The sequence below is a fragment of the Dysosmobacter sp. Sow4_B12 genome (assembly GCF_052116665.1).
Taxonomy (GTDB): domain Bacteria; phylum Bacillota; class Clostridia; order Oscillospirales; family Oscillospiraceae; genus Oscillibacter.
This window is the reverse complement of sequence record NZ_JBQKKR010000001.1, coordinates 354,036-369,509: the sequence shown is the minus strand read 5'-3', so window position 1 is coordinate 369,509 and position 15,474 is coordinate 354,036. Positions and strand designations below refer to the sequence as shown.

The window sequence follows — 15,474 nt, the reverse complement described above, 5'->3', positions numbered from 1 at the left end:
TCTATGCGGATTAAGCTGCTTTACGGCGGTTGGGTGGCCGAAGCGGATACCAAGGGCGGTGAGCTGGTATCTCTGCGAGACCAGCAGGGGTTGGAATACATCTGGCAAGGGGACCCGGCCTATTGGTCTGGACAGAATCCAGTATTGTTTCCCATTGTGGGAGGATTAAAGGATGGCAAAGTTGCTATCAACGGCAGAAAATATGAGATGAACCGCCACGGCTTTGCGCGCAAAAGTGAATTTTCCGTAATTGCTCAAGGAGAGGACTTTGTGGAATTTGAATTGCGGGAAAGTGCGGACACGCTGCGGCAGTATCCATTCCCGTTTGCTCTGCGTGTCTGTCACCGTCTGCTGGAGGATGGCTTTGCCACCAGCTTCACCGTCATCAATACCGGCAAGGAACCCATGCCTTTCTGCATTGGCGCCCATACGGCGTTTCGCTGTCCCTTACGGGCAGGGGAGGCGTTTGAAGATTACCGCTTGGTGTTTGAGCAGCCGGAGAATGTGGATTCCATTCTGCCGGGAGCCAGTGGCTGCTTGTATCATGACTGGCGGGAACCGGCGCTGCGGGGAACGGATATGATTCCGCTGGACCACAGAGTATATGACCGGGTGGATACGCTGATTTTTGAGGGACTGAAGTCCCGGACGGTGAAACTGGTCCATAAGGACAGTGGCCGGGGAGTTCAAGTGGACTTTTCCCAGTTCCCCATGCTGGCCTTCTGGACAAAACCCAACGTTCGGGCACCGTATCTTTGCATTGAGCCTTGGCAGGGCTGCGCCGCTTATGACAACGAGAGCGGAGACTTTACGGATAAACCCTATTGTGTGATTTTGGCGGCGGGGGAGAGCCGAACACTGAGCTACACGGTTTCGGTCCTGGCGTGAACACGCAAAAAGGAAAGCGCTGCCAAGCGCTTTCCTTTTGTGTAAAGATGCTTTCAACTGTGAGTGGATACAAATTTTTGTATCTGAAGATAGGTCTCATCGCTGAGGTCATGTTCTACCTTGCAGGCATCCTCGGCGGCGACCCCGGGGGAGACGCCTAGCAGCGTAAAAAAAGCGGTGATGGTCTTGTGACGGTCGTAGACCCGGCTGGCAATGGCCAGACCGCTTTCATTCAAGGTAATGCTTCCGTCAGGGTCCATGGAGATATAGCCGTTTTCCCGCAGCTTTTTCATGGCGATGCTGACGCTGGGTTTGGAAAATCCCAGTTCGTTGACAATGTCAATGGAACGGACCACACCGCGGCGTTCCCGCAGGACCAAAATGGACTCCAGATAGTCCTCCGCGGATTCATGGATCACCATGCTGTTCACCTCGCTTGATGCATTATATATGAATTCCATGGTAGCAAGGTTAAGATGAGATTGCAAGTAAGATTTTGACCCGATTCCAGGAGAAGAGGGCTTGCGCGCCAGACGGTTTCAAGCTAAAATTTGCATGGAAACATGAAGGAGAAGCATCTGTGAACAAAACAAAGAAAATTGCAATTTACATGGCCGTGGGGCTGTTGGCGCTCCTAATGGGGTACTGTACTTATGTGTTCATCGCCTATGACCGACTGGAGGACCGGATTCCTCTGACGGTGGAAACTGCCATCGAGACGGAAGCCGAAACGGAGAGGCTCTATACGGTCGTCACATATAATCTGGGTTTTGGGGCATACAGTGCGGATTATAGCTTTTTTATGGATGGCGGGACGGGGTCCAGAGCGTATTCTGCAGATGCGGTTATGGAGAATATTGGTGGCGCCATGGATACGGTGGCCGCTCTTGAGCCGGACTTTCTGTGTTTTCAAGAGGTGGACCGGGATGCCACTCGCAGCCACCATGTGGATGAAGTGGCTCTGGCGGCGGAGCGGATGTCGGAGAAAACGTGGGTGTATGCTCAAAACTATGATTCTCCGTACTTGTTCTGGCCGTTGAAAGAGCCCCATGGCGCGTCAAAATCGGGAATCGTTACGATGTCTTCCTATCGAATAGAGAGTGCTCTGCGCCGCAGCCTGCCAGTGGCGGAAAACGTCAGTTGTATTCTGGACTTGGACCGCTGTTACAGCGTTTCGCGGGTCCCAGTGGAAAACGGAAAAACCCTTTGCTTGTATAATGCCCATCTTTCTGCGTATATCTCCGACGAACAGATAGCCCGGGACCAGTTGGACATGCTGCTTTCGGACATGGCAGCAGAGTATGCGGCGGGAAACTATGTGATCTGCGGCGGTGACTTCAATAAGGACCTGCTGGGTGATTCTGCGGCCCGCTTCCAAGTGCCGGAGGGGACGAAAAACTGGAGCGCACCTTTTCCTGTGGATATGCTTCCAGAGGGAATCAGCCTGCCGGACTCTTTCGATGCGGCTAATCCGGTGCCGTCCTGCCGGAACGCAGATGCTCCTTATGATCCGGAGATATCCCTGGTGCTAACAGTGGACGGCTTTTTGGTTTCAGACAATGTGCATGTGGAGCGCACCTACGTGGTGGATACGGCCTTTGCCTGGTCGGATCATAATCCAGTGGCGATGACATTTTCCCTGGCGTGTACGCCTGGTGAGAACTAAAAAATATTTGGGAAAAATGAAATTTGGTGTTGACAAGTAGTGCTTTGACTGTTATACTATCAAATGTTCCGATGAGGAAAACGCCTTGGGGGTATAGCTCAGCTGGGAGAGCGCTTGACTGGCAGTCAAGAGGTCAGCGGTTCGATCCCGCTTATCTCCACCAAAAAGAAAAGCAACCGCTTATGCGGTTGCTTTTCTTTTTTGCCAAAACCATCGCAATCTGTTGACAGAGATAATCTTTCATGCTACTATAACCTATAATCATACTATGTTAGTATAATTTATTGAGCGGATCAATCAAATCTGTGTGGCCAATGTCTTCCGCGGAGATACGGGGTTACAGGGAAATGGACTTTGCCGGAAGGGACGATGTGATGAACAATCCACTGCGCTACCAAATGACAGAATATGACTGCGGTCCTACTTCCATGCTCAACGCCGTGAGCTATCTATTTCGTCGAGAAGAAATTCCACCGGAGATCGTCCGTAGCATCATGCTTTACTGCTTGGACTGTTTTGGAGCGGATGGCGTCTGTGGTAAATGCGGTACGTCCTGCATGGCTATGATGTTCCTCAGCAATTGGCTCAATGGCTTTGGCCAGGCAGGCCATCTGCCCATTTCCAGCCAGCACCTTTTCGGACAGGAAGTGGATTTTTCACAAAACGGACGGCTGTGGGATGCACTGTGCCGGGGCGGGACAGCGGTGGTACGGGTGGATTTTGAGGGCTGGCATTACGTATTGCTGACAGATATCCGAGAAGGGCAGGTGTACCTGTTCGACCCCTATTACCGGGCAGTAGCCTTTGATGATCCGGAACTTAAAATGGTGGGCGACCATCCGACCGCGTATAATCGGATTGTACCTGTTCGTTATTTGGAGCGGACGACACGGGATATATATGCGTAATGCGGGGCGAGCGTGATGAAGAGACCTGGAAACGGGAACTGCGGGAGAATATGGAAAAGGCCTATGCGGAAGCATACCGTCTGGGAGGCGTGGCCTCCGGCGAGCACGGCATCGGAACCGCCAAACGGCACTACTTCCTGCGGGAGACCCCTCAAGAGAATTTGACGACCATGAACAGGCTCAAGGACGCTTTGGACCCGCTACACATATTGAACGATCAGAAAGCTTATATTGAGACGAAGAGAAGAGGATGAGAAATGGCGGATTTGAAAAGCGGACTGAAACGTGAAGAGGCATACTTGACCGCGCTGCGTCGGGATTTTCACCGGCACCCCGAACTGGGACTGCGGGAGTTTCGTACAGCCCAGCGTATTGAGGAGGAATTGGACCGATTTGGGATCTCTCATACCCGAGTGGGGGAGACCGGCGTACTGGGGATTCTGCGGGGAAGCGGCACCGGAGAGGGAGTAGTCGTTTTACGGGCTGACATCGACGCTCTACCTATCCAGGAGACCAATGAAACGGAATATTGCTCCCAGACGCCGGGGGTCATGCATGCCTGCGGCCACGATGTTCATACCGCCTGCCTACTGGGAGCAGCAAAGTTACTGGCGGAATACAGAACGGAATTCGGCGGAGAGGTGCGGTTTATTTTCCAGCCCGCCGAGGAGATTGGCCAAGGTGCGAAGCCGTTTGTGGAGGCTGGGGCTCTGGATGGCGCGGAGCGTGTATTTGGCCTCCATACTGCGCCGGACTTGACCGTCGGTACAGTGAGCTTGACACCGGGGCTGAACAATGCGGCTGCGGATCATTTCCGAATTGCTGTCCGGGGAAAGTCATCCCATGTGGCCACACCGCAGCTGGGAGTGGATGCGCTGTATATAGCCAGCCAGATCGTGGTGGCGCTCCAGGCCTTGGTTACTCGCTTGATTTCTCCGGTAGAACCAGTCATCATCGGAGTGGGCAAGCTCACTAGTGGGACTACCTATAACGCATTAGCGGAGTCCGCTGTGTTGGAGGGAACTACCCGGACGATTTCCCGGGAAAGCCGGGACAAGATACGTCAATGGGTCTCCAAGACGGCCTGGAATATCGCGGATATTTACGGCGGCGCAGCGGAACTCCAGTGGACGGACTTTGCCGCTCCGCTGGTCAATGACCCACAGGTATGCCTGGAGGCGGCCGGCGTCATAGAAGCTCTGTGGGGGAGCGGTAGGGTTGTCACAGACAGAAAGCTCTCTATGAGCGGCGACAACTTCGCGGAATTTCTGCAGCATGTCCCGGGGGCATATGCGTATTTGGGGACGGGCAACCCATCCCTGCCGAATACACTGCTGTCAAATCACAATGGTGAGTTTGATGTGGACGAGGAAGCACTGGCCCTGGGAGCGGGGCTCTACGCTGGGTATGCGCTTTCAAGATTGGAAGACACTAGGGAATGAAATATTCTTTCCTGTAGAGACAATAAAATGAAAAATAGGTGTTGACAATTCCGGCTCTCCCTGCTATACTAACAACTGTTCTGCGCGAGACAGCTCCGCAGATTCGTCCTTTGGGGGTATAGCTCAGCTGGGAGAGCGCTTGACTGGCAGTCAAGAGGTCAGCGGTTCGATCCCGCTTATCTCCACCAAAAAAAGCAACCGCTTTAGCGGTTGCTTTTTTTGTTTGCGGGGGACCGAAAGGCGAAAAGACAGGTTCCTCTGTCACATTCATTCCTGGTAGAACACACGCTGCGGTGTCTGAATCGGTTCCTCAATCTGAATAGGAATGGGCTTGGAGAGAATCTGTTCATGCCGCATTCGGCGGCAGATCTGCGGTCCTCATCAAAGGCATTGGCCTACCTGGACCAGCATTTTGGTGACGCTGTTGCAGGTATTGAAGTCATCATCTACCACCAGGGCCTTCAGCCCCTCCAGTTTCTTGATCTTTTACACACTGTGATGCTCGGACTGGAGCCGCAGCGCCAGATGGATCACGAACTCGGTACATTTGCCCTGTTAGGTATGTACCTCGATGGTGTCGCCCATCATGTTCACAATGTTCTAGAGATTGCCATTTCAAGACCGGTGCCTTGAATTTTGCTGACGGTAGAGGTGCGCTCCCGCTTGAAGGGCTCAAAGATGCGCTGGGAAAATTCCTGGCTCATGCCGATACCGGTGTCCTTAATTCGAATTACGTACAGACCCTTGCCCTCCGGCGCGTTGGGCAGCTGTGCCACCCGGACAGACACTGTGCCGCCCGGAGAGGTAAACTTGATCGCATTGGACAACAGGTTCAGCAGCACTTGATTCAGACGGGTCTTGTCACAGTACACATCCTCGTCGGTGACATCTATGATGTCCATGTACTGCTCCAGCTGTTTGGCATGAATCTGCCCGCTGATGATGGTCTTAATATCATGGAAAATATCGGACAGGTTGACTTCCTGCTCCTCTAGGTTAATATTGCCGCTCTCAATACAGCTAAAAAGTGTGTCGCCTTTTTTGCTGTCATAAGGCCGGACGGGCTGTCATAGAGTGGGAACAACTAAAGAAAGGGGGGCAGCGCCCTTGGAAAAGGACAAGGATATCCTGCGCTATGAGGAGGCAGTGACCATTTTGCCCGTCCGGCTACGAAGAGCGGCTTTGGCTGTGACGGAGGAGGAAAAGAAAACAGCGGAGGAGCTGCGGCTCCGGGCAGGGCGACCCATGACTGTGCTGCTGCCGCAGGGAGAACGGGAGCTTGACGCCGTGGTGGAGCCGGAGGAGCTGGAAACCCTGTGCGACCTGGCCACGGAATTTTCCCGGTATGCGGCGGCGGAGACGCTGCGGGAAGGCTTTCTTCCGGTGCGGGGCGGCTTCCGGGTGGGACTGTGTGGTACGGCGGTCATGAAAGACGGTGCTAATACAAATCTAAAAAATCTTTCCTCCGCTGCCATCCGCATCGGTCGCCAGTATCTGGGAATTGCCAGGGACCTGGTGCCCCAGCTCATGCGGGAGGGACGGTTTTGGAATACGCTGCTGCTGTCAGCTCCGGGAGGCGGCAAGACTACGCTGCTGCGGGACCTGGTACGGTGCCTTTCCCGACAGGGACAGCGAGTGGCTCTTATTGACGAGCGGGGAGAGGTGGCGGTCATGGTGCGGGGGGAACCGCAAATGGATGTTGGCCCCCGGACGGACATTGTGGACGGCTGTCCCAAGGCCCTGGCCATCCCCATGGTGCTGCGGGCTATGAATCCACAAATCATTGCGGCCGATGAGATTACCCTGCGGGAGGACCTTAAGGCTATGAGCCTGGCTGTGGGTTGCGGTGTTGGGCTGCTGGCGACGATTCATGCCGGCAGCGTGGGGGAGCTGTTGGAAAAACCCTTGTACAGGCAGTTGCTGGAGGACCGGGTGTTTCGCCTGGCGATTTGCATCCGCTGCCAAGGCGGTGAGCGGACTTACGAAGTGGAGGAGCTTCCATGAGAAAATTGCTGGGGGCGGTGTGTGTGCTGTTGGGCGGCGCCCTGGCGAGGTGGGTCCAGCTGTCTGCTGCCCGTCGCCGGCGGGACACCCTGGCGGGTTTGGCAGGAGGATTAGAACAGATGGCGGAGGAGATCCGAATGGCAAGGACCCCTATGCCGTCGCTGCTGGACTGTCTGGCCCGCAGCCGCCGGGGACCGGAGCGAACTTTTTTCCGCTTGGGAGCGGAGACACTGGCCCGTGGTGGGGAGCTGCCGGAAGCATGGCAGCGGGCTGTGGATATCCTGGACCTGCCATCCCAGGCCTTGGTCGTACTGGAAGAGCTGGGACAAAACCTGCGGGGCGATGAAGAGAAAGTCTGTAAAGCACTTTCACTTGCTGCTTCCCGACTGGAAAAACAGTTGGCGGACTGGGACGAGCGGCAGCCGGAAGCGGAAAAGCGGACTACGGCACTTTGGTTTTCCGCCTCGGCGCTGCTGGTGATTTTACTGATATGAGGACTTGGCTATGGATGTGGATTTGATATTCAAAATCGCCGCCATCGGAATTTTGGTGGCAGTGCTGAACCAACTGCTGGTGCGCTCCGGCCGGGAGGAGCAGGCTATGATGACCACGCTGGCGGGTCTGGTGGTAGTACTCATGATGATGGTGCGGCAGATCAGTGATTTGTTTGAGCTAATCCGCACCCTGTTCCATCTGTAAGTAACTATGGAACAGGCTATGCAGGCGACATGTCTGTGTGTACTGGCGGCGGTTCTGGCCCTGGTGGTAAAACGGGGTAGCCCGGAAACAGCGCTGCTGCTGGTGCTGGGGGCCGCTGTGGCGGTGCTGTTGTCCTTGGGACAGGCTCTGGAAGAGGCCGTTGCCTTTTTGGAGGAACTGGGGCGGCGCAGCGGCATGCCAGAGGGACTTTTGATACCGCTGTACAAGGTAGCGGGTATCGCACTTGTGGTGAAGGTTGGCGGCGGTCTCTGTGCCGATGCCGGAGAATCTGCCCTAGCTGCGGTGGTGGAAACAGCAGGCTCTGTTTGCGCCCTAGCGGCGGCCTTGCCGCTACTGCGGACGGTGCTGGAACTGCTGATGGAGCTGATGGCATGAGAAAATGGGTGATCCTGCTGGCAGCGGCCTTGCTGCTGTTGACGGTCCGTGTTCGTGCGGCAGAGTTTCCGCGGGAGATGGAACAGGCTCTGCCGAAGGAGGCGGAGTCTGTATTAGACAGTGTGGAGTTGGAGAAGGACGGCGCCCTAGCGGCGGGACTGGGCGTTATTTGGGAGAAACTGGCGGGAAAAGCGGGAGACGTGGTGCGCCGGCAGGTACGGGGCGCCGCCGGCGTGCTGCTGGCAGTGGTGCTGTGTGGTGCGGCGGAGGGGGCTTGGCCGGGGGAAAAGGCATCAGCGGCGCTCTCCATGGTAGGAGCGCTCAGCGTGTCCCTGGCCACCGCAGGGAGCCTGGAGGATTTGATGGGCCTGGGGGTGGAGACTATGCGACAGCTAGGTACATTTTCCACAGTCCTGCTGCCAACTTTGGCGGCGGCCACCGCGGCTTCCGGGGCGCTATCCGCCGCGTCGGCTCAGCAGGTGGCGGCTATGTTTTTTGTAGATGTGCTGCTCCGGCTGGTGAACGGACTGCTGGTGCCGCTGGTATACCTGTATGTGGGGGTGCTGACAGCGTCTGCCTGCCTGCCGGAAAATCGGTTGGGTGCCCTGGCAGCGGGATTGAAGAAAGCAGCCACTTGGCTTTTGGCTACGTCCCTAACAGCGTTCACCCTGTATTTGACGGCGGTACGGGTCATTTCCAGCGGGGCGGATGCTATGACTGTGAAAGTAGCCCGGGCCGCTATTTCCGGCGTGGTGCCTGTGGTGGGCGGCATTATCGCAGAGGCTTCGGAAACTGTGCTGGCAGGAGCTGGTGTTCTGCGGGGCGTGGTGGGACTCGGGGGATTGCTGGCGGTGCTGGCTGCATGCGCTTATCCTTTTTTACAGTTAGCTGTGCAGTATCTTTTGTACAAGCTGACAGCGTATCTCGCTTCGCTGGTGGGACCTGCGGGACTGTACAAGCTGATTGACGGCTTGGGCGGAGCTTTTGGGCTGGTGCTGGGCATGACCGGCGCCTGCGCCATGCTGCTGTTGGTGTCCATTTTGACTTTTGTGGGGGCGGTCGTGCCATGATGGAGCATGTGCGCCAGTGGCTTACCTCGATTGTGACGGTGAGCCTGCTGCTGTCTGTGATCCAGAGCCTGGTGCCCCAAGGAAGTCTCCGCCGGGTTTCTTCTTTTCTCGGCGGGCTGGTACTGCTGGCAATATTGCTTGCTCCCTTGCCGGGACTGGACTTTGCCGGGCTGGAGGTACCAGACTGGCAGAAGGAAACGGAAGAGGTGCGCCGGAAGCTGGAGGCGGAGGAGGAATCAGCTCTTGCCGCAGGCATAGCGGGACAGACGGAAGCATATATATCGGACAAAGCCGCCTCGTTGGGGCTGACGGCCGAGGTCCGGGTGGAGACCGTGACCGGCGCGGACGGCGTGCCTGTGCCCTGGCGGGTTGAAGTAGAAGGCGGGTACACGGAGGAACTGGCACAATGGATGGAAACAGAGCTGGGCATCCCCCGGGAGAGGCAGGACTGGCATGGACGGGAAGGCGAAAACTGAAGGAGTGGAACGGCTATGGGACAAGTACAAATTCGCAGCTTTGGTGATGCTGATCGGCGCCGTGCTGCTGTTATGGCCGAGTGGGAAGAGCTCCACCGGGAAGAGCGACGGACAGCAGGCGGACATAGTCACGGAAGCGGCGGACGTGCAGCGGGAAATGGAGGATATTCTTGGAAAGATGGCCGGTGTGGGCCAGGTACGTGTGATGCTGACCCTGGAGCAAAGCGGCGAGCGGCAGCTGGCGCAGGATGGAGAACTGTCGTACAGCGGTTCGCCCCAGGAGCCAGAGGACTATTCTCGTCGCTGGGAAACGGTTCTGGCGTCCGACAGCGGGGAGGATGTGCCTCTAGTGACCCGGCAGACGTATCCTGTGTACCGGGGAGCTCTGGTGGTATGTCAGGGCGGGGACCGGGCGGAGGTGCGTCTGGCGGTGACACAGGCGGTGACGGCCCTAACCGGCCTTTCCGCAGACCGCGTCACCGTGGCCCAATGGCAGTGATCATTTGGAGGAGGAAAGGACCCATGAGTACAAGACTGAAACGAAATGCCGTGGTGGTGACTATGGCGCTGCTGGTATGTGCCGCGGCGGCACTGAATTGGAAATACACCGGAGAGCAGGCGGAGAAGGCGGCACAGGCCCAAGCGGGGGAGACCGCTCCGGAAAACGGTACAAAAATTCTGGGAGAGGCCACACTGGTTTCCGGCGGGGAAGGCAGCGAGACCGGGGGCGAGGAGACGGTATATACGGGCTCAGACTACTTTGCCTCCGCCCGGCTGACCCGCCAGCAGGCCCGGGACAATGCTGTTTCCCTGCTGCAGGAGGCGGCAGAGCAGGAGGGAGCCGATCAAGCGGCGGCCACGGAGGCCTCCCGGGGCATCCAAGTGCTGGCGGGCTATACCATGAAGGAGGCTCAAATTGAGAGTCTGGTCACTGCCAAGGGGTATGCTGACTGTGTGGCCTTTATGGGAGAGGACGGTGTCAGCGTGGTGGTGTCCACAGACAGCGGAGAACTCACCGGGGAAGACGTAGCCCGTATCACGGACATTGCCATGAAGGAAACGGGCTACGATGCCGCCGGCATCCGTATCATGGCGGCAAATTAAAGGTTGTAATTTCCCTAATACCATGGTAAAATAGCTATCTAGGAATGTAATGCGGAGGGAGATCCCTTAAAGAGAAATCTCCTGTTTACCAAGGATAGAATGATTTTAAGGAGAAGATACCATGGGCGAAAGCAAGGAATACATGACCCTGCCGGAGGAAAACGGCAGCATCAATATCTCCGAGGAGGTCATCGCCGCCATTGCTGTGGGCGCTGTCCGCGAGGTGGAGGGCGTCTCCGGCATGATGACCAACCTGGGCGGCAGTGTCACCGATTTGGTGAACAACAAGAAAAACGCCCAAAAGGGTGCCAAGGGCGTGAAAATTGACATGGCCGGCGCTGCGCTGACGCTGGACCTGTATTTGACAGTGGAGTTCGGCCATCCCATCCCCGAGGTGGCGGAAAACGCCCAGAAGGCTGTCAGCTCTGCGGTGGAAGCCATGACGGGCTGCCCTGTGGGTGCAGTGAATATTCACGTGGGCGGTGTGACACTGCCTTGAGCCAGACGGCCGTGTGTTGAACGAGAGAGAAAAGGACGATTTGAATTATGGTACGGAATACCGCACGGGAAATTGCTATCCATCTGTCTTATGAACTGAGCTTCACGGACCGCAGCGTGGATGCCCTTTTAGATGACCGCTTGACGGCGGAGACATTTGCCACGCTGGCGGGGGAGGATGCCATTTACGCCGAGGCACCCAATGCCAAGCAAGCGGAATATATCCGCCGCTTGGTGAAGGGCGTGGATGAACACGCCGCCGAGTTGGATGGCTACATTGCCAAATACGCCAAGGGCTGGAACTTTGCCCGCATCCCCCTGGTGGCTTCCGCCATCATGCGGGTGGCCATGTACGAAATTTTGTACATGCCGGACATTCCCAATGGTGTGTCCATCAACGAGGCGGTGGAGATTGCCAAGAAATATGAGACACCGGAGACGGTGAAATTCATCAACGGTATCCTGGGCAGCTTCGTGCGGCAGGAGATCTCTGAATAAAAAGCGGCAGAGCGGGGCCGGGGAGTTTCCCTGTCCGGCTCTGCCTTTTTTAGTGCTATCCAGTGCTGCCATGAAGAAGGAGGCCTATTGTGGAAAACCACATTTTTACCGTCACGGAAGTGAATAACCTGGTCAAGCGCCTGCTGGACAATGAGCCCATGCTCCAAAACGTCTGTGTCCGGGGTGAGCTGTCAAACTATAAAATGTATCCCTCTGGACATCATTATTTCACACTGAAGGACCCGGAGGGCGCTATCCGCTGCGTCATGTTCAAGGGCAGCGCCATGAAGCTGCGCTTCCGGCCAGAAAATGGGATGAAGGTCGTAGTGACAGGCCGGGTGACGGTATTTCCCCGGGACGGCGCCTATCAACTGTACTGCAATACCATGATTCCGGAGGGCGTGGGTGACCTGGCGGTGGCATTTGAGCAGCTGAAGGCAAAGCTCTACGCCGAGGGACTGTTTGACTCTGACCACAAAAAGCCCCTGCCTCCGTATCCGGAGAAGATCGCCATTGTTACCTCTTCCGCCGGAGCGGCGGTCCACGACATGATCCGTATTCTGCGGCGGCGGTATCCCATCGCAAAAGTCATCTTGCTGCCTGTCCGGGTCCAGGGGGTTGAAGCGCCTCCGGAGATTGCCGGCGCCATCCGCTACGCGGACAAGTGGCATATCGGCGACGTTATCATCACCGGCCGGGGCGGTGGCTCTATAGAGGATCTGTGGGCCTTCAACGACGAGAGGGTGGCCAGGGCAATCTACCAATGTGAAACACCCATCATTTCTGCCGTGGGCCACGAGCCGGATGTGACCATTTCCGACTTCGTGGCGGACGCCCGGGCATCCACGCCTTCCAACGCGGCGGAGATTGCCGTGCCGGACCAGGGGGAGCTGCTGCGGTGGCTTCGTGGGGCCGGAGAGCGGATGGAGCAAAATGAAACAGCGCGGCTGGAAACTTTACGGCAGAGGCTGGAAACCTTGGCAAAGAAACGTTGTATGACAGACCAGCTGGCCTATGTCCAGGACAAACGGATGGAGCTGATTCACGTCCAGCAGCGGCTAGGCGACCTGGCCGCCGGGCATTTGGCAAAGAAGAAGCAGGGCTTCTCCGCGCTGGCGGCGTCTTTGGACGCCATGAGTCCCCTAAAGGTCTTGGGGCGGGGTTACGCCATGGCCCAGAGCGGGGACGGAACGATTTTAAAAAGCTGGCGGGACGTGACAGTAGGAGAGCAGGTGTCCGTTATGCTGGGAGAAGGCGGATTCACCGCTACCGTGGACAAGCCTTTGGAGGAGGTAACAAAGCATGCAGGAACAAAAGGCCACATTTGAGCAGAATATACACCGCCTGGAGGAGATCGTGGCGGCTTTGGAAAAGGGAGACGCTCCCCTGGCAGATTCCCTGGCCCTGTTTGAGGAGGGAACGGCGCTCATTGCCGCTTGCTCCGTGGAACTGGACCGGGCGGAGCAGCAGGTGGTCAAGCTCATGAAGGGGGCTGACGGCGCTCCGGTAGAGCTGCCTTTTGGGGAAAAGGAGGAGTAAGGTATGGAGACATTTGAAAGCCGGTATGAGGAATACCGGAAAGCGGTTGAAGCGTATTTGCAGGGCCTGTTCAAGGGGAAACCTCATTGGAAAGACCTGTACGAAGCCATGCGGTACTCTCTGCTGGCGGGGGGAAAACGCATCCGTCCGGTGTTGACACTGGAGTTTGCCCGCTTGGCGGGCATGGATTGGCAAACTGCCCTTCCGGTGGCCTGCGCTCTGGAGCTGGTGCATACCTATTCCCTCATCCACGATGACCTGCCCTGTATGGATGACGACGACCTTCGCCGGGGTAAGCCAACCAATCACAAGGTGTTCGGCGAGACGCTGGCCGTTTTGGCGGGCGATGCGTTGCAGCCGGAGGCTTTCCACTTGATTCTGACGGCTCCGGGCCTGCCGACGGAGAGAAGGGCGGCGTGTGCCCTCATCCTGGCACAGGCTGCCGGGGCTGACGGTATGGTGGCCGGACAGGTCATCGACACGCTTCATGCCCCTTCCACCCAGGAGGAGCTGACGGAAGTCCATCGCCTCAAGACCGGCGCCATGATTGCCGGTGCCTGCAAGCTGGGCGCGGCTGCCGCCGGGGAAGAGGCGCTGCTGGCCGCCGCAGAGGAGTACGGCTATCAGCTGGGACTCGCCTTCCAGATCCGGGATGACATGCTGGATGTTATCGGCACCGACGAGTTCGGCAAGCCCATTGGATCCGACAAAGAGGAGGGCAAGGTGACCTTCGTGGACCTGCTGGGCCTGGATGGGTGTGACAGGGCCGTTCTGGCGGCCACGGAGCGGGCCAAGGCCGCTGTGTCGGAATGGGACCGTGGGGGCTTCCTGGGGGATCTGGCGGACTCTCTGGCGGAGCGGAACAAATAATAACAAACGGAATCTGCGGGCAGCGGAGGGTGAACCTTCCGCTGCCTTTTTTGTGGAACCGGAAAAGCCGTTCTCTAAAAAATTCACACTTTGTATATACGGAATATGTTGTATATTTATTAGAACCGTGCTATACTAAGCTTCGCTAACCGGCGGCGCAGTATTCTAGTCAGATCTGCCGTTTCCTAGGGAGGGCCTAAAAATCCTCTGAAGGGCATACCGATGAAACCCGTGGTGCCTGCTTGATACGCCCAGTTTCGGGTGGGTGCTGGGGGGAAGCGTGCTCGGCACGCTTGCGGACTCAGGGCGCTTTCCAATGGCATGGTTATCCCGACCCTGTTTCCGTGGAGACCTGTTCTTGTGCACAGACGTACTCCCGTAGTGGTATTTCCGGCCTGTGTACGAAACAGATTATGAACCTGCAATGCGGTGCATCGGCCCTCTTAGGGGCCGTAACGCTGTGTGCAGATGTAGCCTGCCTTGCGTGGGGCAGGTGGATGGGGGAACAACGCGGTGTTTCGCTCTGGCCAGAGCAGCTGGCCGCGATCGCCCCTTGAAACCTGTTCTGCAAAAGAGGCTAAAGAAACGGACGGACTGTGGTGGAAATCACCTAGGCTGTCATCCCGGGCGAAAAAAGGATTGCAGTGCGGACTAAGTGGCAGTCGGGTCGCATGGACGGCGACGCCTTGCCGCGGCACTGAAAGGGGAACCGCCCCCATCGGCAACGAGGGGTGTGTCGCGGGGAAATCCAACCCGTACCTAAGCCGTAAGATTTACTTTTTTCGCCGCCGCCGCGTTAGCGAAATTTTTATCTTTTACCTTCTGTGGAGGGAATTTTTTGAAACAGTCACAGACAAAAAAAGCGGAGAAGAAAAAGAACGCCGGCCCATACCAGTGGGCATTGACGGTATTCTGCATGGCAGTTGGATTGTCAGCTGTACTGAGCCTGGCGTCAGAGACTATGATGGAGGGCACCGGTATGGCGGTGGCCCTCTTGATTTTGACGCTGTTCATTGGCCTTGGCATTGTGTTCGACGTGATCGGCGTGGCCGTCACGGCGGCGGACGCCAGGCCGTTTCACTCTATGGCCGCCCATAAAGAAAAAGGCGCCAAGGAGGCGTTGAGCCTTTTGAAGAATGCCAGCCATGTCTCCAGTGTCTGCAACGACGTGGTGGGTGACATCTGCGGCATCGTCAGCGGCTCCACCGGGGCGGTCATCGTGGCCCAGCTGCAGCGCTCACTGGATACTCGCAGCGTGCTCATTTCCGCGGGTATCACTGCGTTGGTCTCAGGCTTGACCATCGGCGGCAAAGCACTGGGAAAGACCTTTGCCATCAAGCAGAGCACGAAGGTCGTTTACTGGGCGGGATGTTTTTTGCACCTGTTCCACCGCTCCTAAGGGAGTCTTGAGAGGAG

Annotated in this window: 22 protein-coding genes and 2 tRNA genes; 22 read left to right on the top strand and 2 right to left on the bottom strand. The window is 56.9% G+C overall.

What is annotated here, in order from left to right:
• Positions 1–3: 3 nt before the first annotated feature.
• Entirely contained in the window at positions 4–888 is an 885-nt protein-coding gene (locus ACTQ4R_RS01945) for an aldose 1-epimerase family protein (RefSeq protein ID WP_441625313.1), read from the top strand.
• Positions 889–941: 53 nt separating this feature from the next.
• On the opposite strand, the gene ACTQ4R_RS01940 is transcribed toward ACTQ4R_RS01945, so the two are convergent.
• On the bottom strand, positions 942–1,310 hold the full coding sequence (locus tag ACTQ4R_RS01940; protein ID WP_441625311.1) for a metal-dependent transcriptional regulator: 369 nt from the start codon (positions 1,308–1,310) through the stop codon (positions 942–944).
• Between the two features lie 158 nt (positions 1,311–1,468).
• Here ACTQ4R_RS01940 and ACTQ4R_RS01935 point away from each other — a divergent pair, with 158 nt between their 5' ends.
• The 7 genes from ACTQ4R_RS01935 (at position 1,469) to ACTQ4R_RS01905 (ending at position 5,537) form a co-directional block, all read left to right on the top strand.
• Positions 1,469–2,554: an endonuclease/exonuclease/phosphatase family protein gene (locus ACTQ4R_RS01935; protein WP_441625309.1), complete on the top strand. Its 1,086-nt coding sequence runs from the start codon at positions 1,469–1,471 to the stop codon at positions 2,552–2,554.
• A gap of 87 nt (positions 2,555–2,641) precedes the next feature.
• A tRNA-Ala gene (locus ACTQ4R_RS01930) sits at positions 2,642–2,717 on the top strand.
• Between the two features lie 211 nt (positions 2,718–2,928).
• Positions 2,929–3,462, top strand: a complete 534-nt coding sequence (locus ACTQ4R_RS01925) for a peptidase C39 (RefSeq protein WP_441625307.1) — start codon at positions 2,929–2,931, stop codon at positions 3,460–3,462.
• On the top strand, positions 3,462–3,716 hold the full coding sequence (locus ACTQ4R_RS01920) for an FAD-linked oxidase C-terminal domain-containing protein (RefSeq protein ID WP_441625305.1): 255 nt from the start codon (positions 3,462–3,464) through the stop codon (positions 3,714–3,716). Before ACTQ4R_RS01925 ends, ACTQ4R_RS01920 begins: the two co-directional genes overlap by 1 nt.
• 3 nt (positions 3,717–3,719) lie before the next feature.
• Positions 3,720–4,904 (top strand): M20 metallopeptidase family protein, encoded by a 1,185-nt coding sequence (locus ACTQ4R_RS01915; protein WP_441625303.1) that lies wholly within the window; start codon positions 3,720–3,722, stop codon positions 4,902–4,904.
• Positions 4,905–5,016: 112 nt separating this feature from the next.
• Positions 5,017–5,092, top strand: a tRNA-Ala gene (locus tag ACTQ4R_RS01910).
• 202 nt (positions 5,093–5,294) lie between these two features.
• Positions 5,295–5,537 (top strand): hypothetical protein, encoded by a 243-nt coding sequence (locus tag ACTQ4R_RS01905; RefSeq protein ID WP_441625302.1) that lies wholly within the window; start codon positions 5,295–5,297, stop codon positions 5,535–5,537.
• Here ACTQ4R_RS01905 and ACTQ4R_RS01900 read toward each other — a convergent pair.
• A complete protein-coding gene (locus ACTQ4R_RS01900; RefSeq protein ID WP_441625300.1) occupies positions 5,495–5,806 on the bottom strand; it encodes a sensor histidine kinase in 312 nt (103 codons plus the stop codon). The genes ACTQ4R_RS01905 and ACTQ4R_RS01900 overlap by 43 nt on opposite strands.
• Before the next feature lie 205 nt (positions 5,807–6,011).
• Here ACTQ4R_RS01900 and ACTQ4R_RS01895 point away from each other — a divergent pair, with 205 nt between their 5' ends.
• The 14 genes from ACTQ4R_RS01895 (at position 6,012) to ACTQ4R_RS01830 (ending at position 15,457) form a co-directional block, all read left to right on the top strand.
• Positions 6,012–6,908 carry a stage III sporulation protein AA gene (locus tag ACTQ4R_RS01895; protein ID WP_441625298.1) on the top strand — a complete coding sequence of 299 codons (897 nt, stop codon included), beginning with the start codon at positions 6,012–6,014 and terminating at the stop codon, positions 6,906–6,908.
• The gene (locus ACTQ4R_RS01890) at positions 6,905–7,402 is read left to right on the top strand and encodes a stage III sporulation protein AB (protein ID WP_441625296.1); all 498 of its coding nucleotides are present in this window, start codon (positions 6,905–6,907) and stop codon (positions 7,400–7,402) included. The genes ACTQ4R_RS01895 and ACTQ4R_RS01890 overlap by 4 nt, the downstream gene beginning before the upstream one ends.
• Positions 7,403–7,412: 10 nt before the next feature.
• Positions 7,413–7,607 carry a stage III sporulation protein AC gene (gene spoIIIAC, locus ACTQ4R_RS01885; RefSeq protein WP_441625294.1) on the top strand — a complete coding sequence of 65 codons (195 nt, stop codon included), beginning with the start codon at positions 7,413–7,415 and terminating at the stop codon, positions 7,605–7,607.
• A gap of 18 nt (positions 7,608–7,625) precedes the next feature.
• Positions 7,626–8,003, top strand: a complete 378-nt coding sequence (locus tag ACTQ4R_RS01880) for a SpoIIIAC/SpoIIIAD family protein (RefSeq protein WP_441625292.1) — start codon at positions 7,626–7,628, stop codon at positions 8,001–8,003.
• Complete coding sequence (locus ACTQ4R_RS01875; protein WP_441625290.1) at positions 8,000–9,073, top strand: stage III sporulation protein AE; 1,074 nt, start codon at positions 8,000–8,002, stop codon at positions 9,071–9,073. Before ACTQ4R_RS01880 ends, ACTQ4R_RS01875 begins: the two co-directional genes overlap by 4 nt.
• Positions 9,070–9,549 carry a stage III sporulation protein AF gene (locus ACTQ4R_RS01870; protein WP_441625288.1) on the top strand — a complete coding sequence of 160 codons (480 nt, stop codon included), beginning with the start codon at positions 9,070–9,072 and terminating at the stop codon, positions 9,547–9,549. Before ACTQ4R_RS01875 ends, ACTQ4R_RS01870 begins: the two co-directional genes overlap by 4 nt.
• A gap of 4 nt (positions 9,550–9,553) precedes the next feature.
• Positions 9,554–10,048, top strand: coding sequence for a hypothetical protein (locus ACTQ4R_RS01865; protein ID WP_441625286.1), 495 nt, complete (start codon positions 9,554–9,556; stop codon positions 10,046–10,048).
• 23 nt (positions 10,049–10,071) lie between these two features.
• Positions 10,072–10,653 (top strand): SpoIIIAH-like family protein, encoded by a 582-nt coding sequence (locus ACTQ4R_RS01860; protein WP_441625285.1) that lies wholly within the window; start codon positions 10,072–10,074, stop codon positions 10,651–10,653.
• Positions 10,654–10,774: 121 nt separating this feature from the next.
• Positions 10,775–11,152, top strand: a complete 378-nt coding sequence (locus ACTQ4R_RS01855) for an Asp23/Gls24 family envelope stress response protein (RefSeq protein ID WP_441625283.1) — start codon at positions 10,775–10,777, stop codon at positions 11,150–11,152.
• A gap of 47 nt (positions 11,153–11,199) precedes the next feature.
• Positions 11,200–11,649, top strand: coding sequence for a transcription antitermination factor NusB (gene nusB / locus ACTQ4R_RS01850; protein ID WP_441625281.1), 450 nt, complete (start codon positions 11,200–11,202; stop codon positions 11,647–11,649).
• A gap of 89 nt (positions 11,650–11,738) precedes the next feature.
• Entirely contained in the window at positions 11,739–12,977 is a 1,239-nt protein-coding gene (gene xseA, locus ACTQ4R_RS01845; protein WP_441625279.1) for an exodeoxyribonuclease VII large subunit, read from the top strand.
• Positions 12,952–13,188 carry an exodeoxyribonuclease VII small subunit gene (xseB, locus tag ACTQ4R_RS01840; RefSeq protein ID WP_441625277.1) on the top strand — a complete coding sequence of 79 codons (237 nt, stop codon included), beginning with the start codon at positions 12,952–12,954 and terminating at the stop codon, positions 13,186–13,188. The genes xseA and xseB overlap by 26 nt, the downstream gene beginning before the upstream one ends.
• 3 nt (positions 13,189–13,191) lie before the next feature.
• Positions 13,192–14,058 carry a polyprenyl synthetase family protein gene (locus ACTQ4R_RS01835; RefSeq protein ID WP_441625275.1) on the top strand — a complete coding sequence of 289 codons (867 nt, stop codon included), beginning with the start codon at positions 13,192–13,194 and terminating at the stop codon, positions 14,056–14,058.
• A gap of 838 nt (positions 14,059–14,896) precedes the next feature.
• Positions 14,897–15,457 carry a hypothetical protein gene (locus tag ACTQ4R_RS01830; protein WP_441625273.1) on the top strand — a complete coding sequence of 187 codons (561 nt, stop codon included), beginning with the start codon at positions 14,897–14,899 and terminating at the stop codon, positions 15,455–15,457.
• The last annotated feature ends 17 nt before the right edge of the window (positions 15,458–15,474 follow it).

Coding starts and splice junctions, on each gene's coding strand:
- ACTQ4R_RS01860 (WP_441625285.1), top strand. CDS start 10,072: ATGAGTACAAGACTGAAACGAAATGCCGTGGTGGTGACTATGGCGCTG.
- ACTQ4R_RS01880 (WP_441625292.1), top strand. CDS start 7,626: ATGCAGGCGACATGTCTGTGTGTACTGGCGGCGGTTCTGGCCCTGGTG.
- ACTQ4R_RS01900 (WP_441625300.1), bottom strand. CDS start 5,806: ATGGACATCATAGATGTCACCGACGAGGATGTGTACTGTGACAAGACC.
- ACTQ4R_RS01875 (WP_441625290.1), top strand. CDS start 8,000: ATGAGAAAATGGGTGATCCTGCTGGCAGCGGCCTTGCTGCTGTTGACG.
- ACTQ4R_RS01940 (WP_441625311.1), bottom strand. CDS start 1,310: ATGGTGATCCATGAATCCGCGGAGGACTATCTGGAGTCCATTTTGGTC.
- ACTQ4R_RS01920 (WP_441625305.1), top strand. CDS start 3,462: ATGCGGGGCGAGCGTGATGAAGAGACCTGGAAACGGGAACTGCGGGAG.
- ACTQ4R_RS01870 (WP_441625288.1), top strand. CDS start 9,070: ATGATGGAGCATGTGCGCCAGTGGCTTACCTCGATTGTGACGGTGAGC.
- ACTQ4R_RS01835 (WP_441625275.1), top strand. CDS start 13,192: ATGGAGACATTTGAAAGCCGGTATGAGGAATACCGGAAAGCGGTTGAA.
- xseB (WP_441625277.1), top strand. CDS start 12,952: ATGCAGGAACAAAAGGCCACATTTGAGCAGAATATACACCGCCTGGAG.
- ACTQ4R_RS01855 (WP_441625283.1), top strand. CDS start 10,775: ATGGGCGAAAGCAAGGAATACATGACCCTGCCGGAGGAAAACGGCAGC.
- ACTQ4R_RS01925 (WP_441625307.1), top strand. CDS start 2,929: ATGAACAATCCACTGCGCTACCAAATGACAGAATATGACTGCGGTCCT.
- ACTQ4R_RS01890 (WP_441625296.1), top strand. CDS start 6,905: ATGAGAAAATTGCTGGGGGCGGTGTGTGTGCTGTTGGGCGGCGCCCTG.
- ACTQ4R_RS01945 (WP_441625313.1), top strand. CDS start 4: ATGCGGATTAAGCTGCTTTACGGCGGTTGGGTGGCCGAAGCGGATACC.
- spoIIIAC (WP_441625294.1), top strand. CDS start 7,413: ATGGATGTGGATTTGATATTCAAAATCGCCGCCATCGGAATTTTGGTG.
- nusB (WP_441625281.1), top strand. CDS start 11,200: ATGGTACGGAATACCGCACGGGAAATTGCTATCCATCTGTCTTATGAA.
- ACTQ4R_RS01915 (WP_441625303.1), top strand. CDS start 3,720: ATGGCGGATTTGAAAAGCGGACTGAAACGTGAAGAGGCATACTTGACC.